Genomic DNA, 4,246 nt, shown 5'->3' on the forward strand with positions numbered 1-4,246 from the left:
CGGGTTCCTCACCGAAACCGGACTGACCTGGAAAAATCTCCGATCAACATAACTTCACACGTTAATCTTCAGTAGCCAGCAGCGAGAAGATCGGCACCGCATCGCCGTTCACCGTGCTGCCGGTCGCGTCGGTGAGCGGCCTCATCACCGACGCCACCGACGGCCGCCCGGTCATCGCCGAGCTACTTAAACAGGAACGACGATCCTGAAAGCTCGCTGACCGGTCCCGTCGGGCCGTGCGGGGCCGACCGCGCCATTTGGGACGGGAGGCGGCGGCGTGGTAGCGGGTGATTAGGGCGCGGTGCCAGCGCAGAAAAGTCTCCGGGCGGACCAGTAGCCGCAGGCGGTGCAGGGTTGGCCGCGGCAACTACAGCCCCGCGAGCGTCGAGCGCCCGGCGTAACACGCGCAGCTCGGCGGGCGTGCGCCGCTGGGCGGCTGCCGCGGACGCCTCCGTCGCACGCCTCGATCACCGCAACGATGTCGCTGCCCCGGAGCACGGAATCCCACTCCTCGGAAACGTCGGGGGCCGTGACGAACACGCCGAAGCCCTGCACAGACTCGAGCGCACCCTGGCCGGCGGGTGGTACTCCGCGGTCCCGATACCAGCCAGGGCCGAGTAGCTGTAGCCCCGCTGCGGCATGAGGAAGGGCAGGAGCGCCGGGACAGCACCCTGGTACAGATCGTTGACGGTGTGGGTGGCGGTGAGAGATCCCATCCGGCCCTTGTTCATAACCGGCAGTTCATTGGTTCCGGGCTCCTCCCGACCCTGCCCACACCTGCCGTATTCCTCAGGTTGTCCGAGAAGTAAAGAGCAGGAGACGCCAGTCCATGTGCCATGACTGCTCGCTCAGACCTTCGGCGCTCGGAGCAGGGCCAGCGTGTGGTCCAGCTCGGCGCGCAGGATCTCGCTGGCGCGCTCGCCGTCGCCGGCGGCCACGGCCTCGATGAGGGCGGCGTGCGCGGCGTCGCCGTGGTTGACCTCGGCGGCGCGAAGATCCAGAAGCTCGACCAGCTCGATGAGCCCTCGGCGCAGGGTGGGCAGGAACTCGGTGAACAGCCCGTCGAGCACGGGGTTACGCGCGGCCGCGACCACGGCGGCGTGCAGGCGGATGTCGGCGTCGACGAACACCTTGTCATCGCCACCGGCCGCCGCCTCCCGCCGCCGTTCGAGGGCCGCCCACAGAGCACTCATCTCCACGTCGGTGCGGCGCTGCGCGGCGAGCCGCACCGCCTGCACCTCCATCAGCATCCGTACCTCGTAGACGTCCGCGACCGCGGCGCGGCGCAGCACCTCCCGCCAGTCCTGCGCCGGTTCCAGGGCGATGACGAACACTCCGGATCCCTGCCGGGACTGCACCAGCCCCGCGCCTGCCAGCGCGCGCAACGCCTCCCGCACAGTGGAACGCCCCACTCCGAGCGTCGCGGCAAGCGAGGTCTCCCCGGGCAGACGAGTGCCGACCGGCCACTCACCGCCGGTGATCTGCTCACGCAGACGCTGAGTCGCCTGGTCGACCAGAGACGTCGGATGCAGTGCGCCGAGCGCCATCGAACCCCACAGGTTGTCAGAGAAGCTGAGACCTGGAGTATGGTACGCCCGTGACGCTGGGCGTGTGGCTGCTTCTTCTCCGCCGCGGCGGGGCCTGAGACGACCGGCACCCCGCCGCGGTGGAGCGTCGTGCTGCCGGTCGACGAGGTGCGACCGAGCCGGAAAGGCCGACCACTCCCATGTCCGTTCATTCCTCCAGGCTGCCTGCCGCGGCGTCGCCCGCCGGCACGTCGCCGGCACCCGCCACTGCCGCATCCTCCGCCATGGCGGCCAGCTTTCCCACGCTGATCCGGCCACAGGGCACCAGGCCGGCCGACGCGCCCGCCTGGAATCCGCAGCGCCCCAGCTTCATGCCCCACCAGCGGTACAAGCCCGCCCACGAGCGGGTGAGCCTGCCCGGCATCGCCCCGTCGGCGCGGAGGTGGCCGACGCACCGCGTCGACACCGCGCCGCTGTGGGTACCGGTGGATCTCCGGGACGGCAACCAGGCCCTGCGCGAGCCGATGGACACGCCACGCAAGCGAACGATGTTCGACCTCTTCGTCGCCATGGGCTTCAAGGAGATCGAGGTCGGCTATCCCTCGGCCAGTCAGACCGACTTCGATTTCGTCCGGCACCTGGTCGAGGACGACGCCATCCCGCCGGACGTCACGGTGGTGGTGTTCACTCCGGCGCGGCAGGACCTCATCGAACGGACCTTCGAGTCGATCGCCGGGATACCGGACACCGGCGGGATGCCTCGGGTCGTGGTCCACCTCTACATCGCGACGGCCCCGGTCTGGCGGCAGGTCGTCCTCGGTCGCGACCGTGCGGATGTGCTGTCGCTGGCCCGCGACGCCGCCGGGCATATGGCCCGGCTCGCCGAGGCACCGCACTGCCCGGACGTCCGTTTCCAGTTCTCCCCCGAGGTCTTCAACGCGACCGAACCCGACTTCGCCCTGGAGATCTGCAACACCCTCACCGCGCTGTGGGACGCTTGCCCGCAACGGCCGGTCATCCACAACCTACCGGCGACCATCGAGATCTCCACCCCGAACATCTATGCCGACCAGATCGAGTACATGCACCGCAACCTGGACCGGCGGGACTCGGTGATCCTCTCCGTCCACCCGCACAACGACCGCGGCACCGGAGTCGCGTGCGCGGAGCTGGCGCTGCTCGCCGGCGCGCAGCGGATCGAGGGCTGCCTGTTCGGAAACGGCGAACGCACCGGGAACGTCGATCTGGTCACCCTCGCGCTCAACCTCTACTCTCAGGGCGTCAACCCGATGATCGACTTTTCGGACATCGACGTCATCCGGGAGACTGTTGAGCACTGCAACCGGATGCCGGTCCATCCGCGGCACCCCTATGGTGGCGAGCTGGCGTACACGGCCTTCTCCGGCACCCACCAGGACGCGATCAGCAAGGGCCTCGCGCATCACGCGGCCCGCGCCACTGAACTCGCAGTGCCGGTGGGCCAGACCCCGTGGACCGTGCCGTACCTGCCGATCGACCCGGCGGACGTCGGGCGCACCTACGAGGCTCTGATCCGGGTGAACAGCCAGTCCGGAAAAGGCGGCATCGCACACCTGCTGAACCTGCACCAGGGCCTGGAGCTCCCCAGGAGCCTGCAGATCGACTTCGCACAGTCCGCACAGCAAACCGCCGACCGCGACGGCCGAGAGCTCGCGCCCAAGGAGCTGTGGGAGATGTTCCAGGCCCGCTACCTGGCTCCCGTGTACGCCGGGCCGGTGGTGCTGCTCGCCTGGCGGACCGCCGAGACAGCCGCGGGCGAGCACGAGTTCGTGGCGGAGCTGTCGATCTCCGGCACGGAGACGAGTGCCCGGGCCACCGGAAACGGTCCGCTCGCGGCGCTGACAGCCCTGCTCGCCGGGGTCGGTGTCGAGGCGGAGATCCTCGCCTACAGCGAACACGCCATGGAGCGCGGCGGGACCAGCCTCGCGACAGCCTACGTCCAGGTCGGTCGCAGCGGAACGGACCGCTGGGGCGCGGGCCAAGACACCTCCGCACTCACCGCTTCGGTCAACGCCGTCATCGCCGCGGTCAACCGCCTCCCGCGGTAGCGGCCTCCGCGATGGCCGACCCTGCTTCCGGGGCCGGCCATCGCCGGATGCGGGATCCGCCGACGGCATGCCGGCCGCGCACGGCCTCATCCCGACCAATCCATACTCTGCCGCCGCGGAACTGAAGTCGTGGAGCCGTTCCGAGGTCAGCGCTGCTGACGGCATCCCGCGGTACTCGGTCGTCACCACTGCGCGAACCCGCGAGTCGGAGTTCGTGCTGCGGGACTTCGACGTGATCGACAAGAGTGGCACGCGGGTGGCGGACGTGGCCGTCGAACGTCCGACCGTCCTGGCAGTCGGAACCGACGCCGACGTACTCGACATGCCCTGACCGTCGCTCGCCGTTCTCGGCTTCGCCTTCAGGCCAGAGCACAGAACGAGTTCCGCATGGCGCACGACCATATTCGGTCGGCGCCCGTCCGAGAGCGGCAACCGCCACGGTTCCCCTGGTCGGGCCCACGCCCGCCAGGGGACCCTCCCCGCGGCGCCGAGTCTGGTCCGTGCCTGGGAGATCGCCCCGGCATTCGTGGGCTACGGCGACCTCTTATCCAGGGCGGACGGCTACGGCTGGATCCACAGTTTCTCGGGCAGCAGGGAACCGAGGCCGTACTGCGCGAGGCCGCCGACGTTCTT

Annotated in this window: 4 protein-coding genes and 3 pseudogenes; 3 read left to right on the top strand and 4 right to left on the bottom strand. The window is 69.5% G+C overall.

The genetic code is table 11. The features are described 5' to 3' along the window. Positions 1-71: 71 nt before the first annotated feature. Positions 72-209 (top strand): annotated as a pseudogene (locus MXD62_RS40965) (DNA-binding transcriptional regulator); the annotation flags it as partial. Positions 210-377: 168 nt separating this feature from the next. Here MXD62_RS40965 and MXD62_RS40970 read toward each other — a convergent pair. From MXD62_RS40970 to MXD62_RS27075, 4 genes and pseudogenes are all read right to left on the bottom strand, one after another. Then, a pseudogene (locus MXD62_RS40970) lies at positions 378-579 on the bottom strand (GntR family transcriptional regulator); the annotation flags it as partial. 20 nt (positions 580-599) lie between these two features. Beyond that, a pseudogene (locus MXD62_RS40975) lies at positions 600-731 on the bottom strand (MFS transporter); the annotation flags it as partial. A gap of 117 nt (positions 732-848) precedes the next feature. Next, on the bottom strand, positions 849-1,547 hold the full coding sequence (locus tag MXD62_RS27070) for an FCD domain-containing protein (protein ID WP_248832234.1): 699 nt from the start codon (positions 1,545-1,547) through the stop codon (positions 849-851). A 187-nt stretch (positions 1,548-1,734) separates the two neighbouring features. After that, on the bottom strand, positions 1,735-1,899 hold the full coding sequence (locus tag MXD62_RS27075) for a hypothetical protein (RefSeq protein ID WP_248832235.1): 165 nt from the start codon (positions 1,897-1,899) through the stop codon (positions 1,735-1,737). Between MXD62_RS27075 and MXD62_RS27080 the strand changes: the two genes are divergently transcribed. Beyond that, on the top strand, positions 1,898-3,613 hold the full coding sequence (locus MXD62_RS27080) for a 2-isopropylmalate synthase (RefSeq protein ID WP_248832236.1): 1,716 nt from the start codon (positions 1,898-1,900) through the stop codon (positions 3,611-3,613). The genes MXD62_RS27075 and MXD62_RS27080 overlap by 2 nt on opposite strands. A gap of 67 nt (positions 3,614-3,680) precedes the next feature. Further along, a complete protein-coding gene (locus MXD62_RS27085; RefSeq protein ID WP_248832237.1) occupies positions 3,681-3,944 on the top strand; it encodes a hypothetical protein in 264 nt (87 codons plus the stop codon). Positions 3,945-4,246 lie beyond the last annotated feature (302 nt).

Origin of the sequence: Frankia sp. Mgl5, assembly GCF_023242985.1 — a bacterium.
Lineage (GTDB): Bacteria > Actinomycetota > Actinomycetes > Frankiales > Frankiaceae > Parafrankia > Parafrankia soli.

Excerpts from the sequence above, each read along its gene's own strand:
- MXD62_RS27070 (WP_248832234.1), bottom strand. The coding sequence starts at position 1,547 with ATGGCGCTCGGCGCACTGCATCCGACGTCTCTGGTCGACCAGGCGACT.
- MXD62_RS27080 (WP_248832236.1), top strand. The coding sequence starts at position 1,898 with ATGCCCCACCAGCGGTACAAGCCCGCCCACGAGCGGGTGAGCCTGCCC.
- MXD62_RS27075 (WP_248832235.1), bottom strand. The coding sequence starts at position 1,899 with ATGAAGCTGGGGCGCTGCGGATTCCAGGCGGGCGCGTCGGCCGGCCTG.
- MXD62_RS27085 (WP_248832237.1), top strand. The coding sequence starts at position 3,681 with ATGCCGGCCGCGCACGGCCTCATCCCGACCAATCCATACTCTGCCGCC.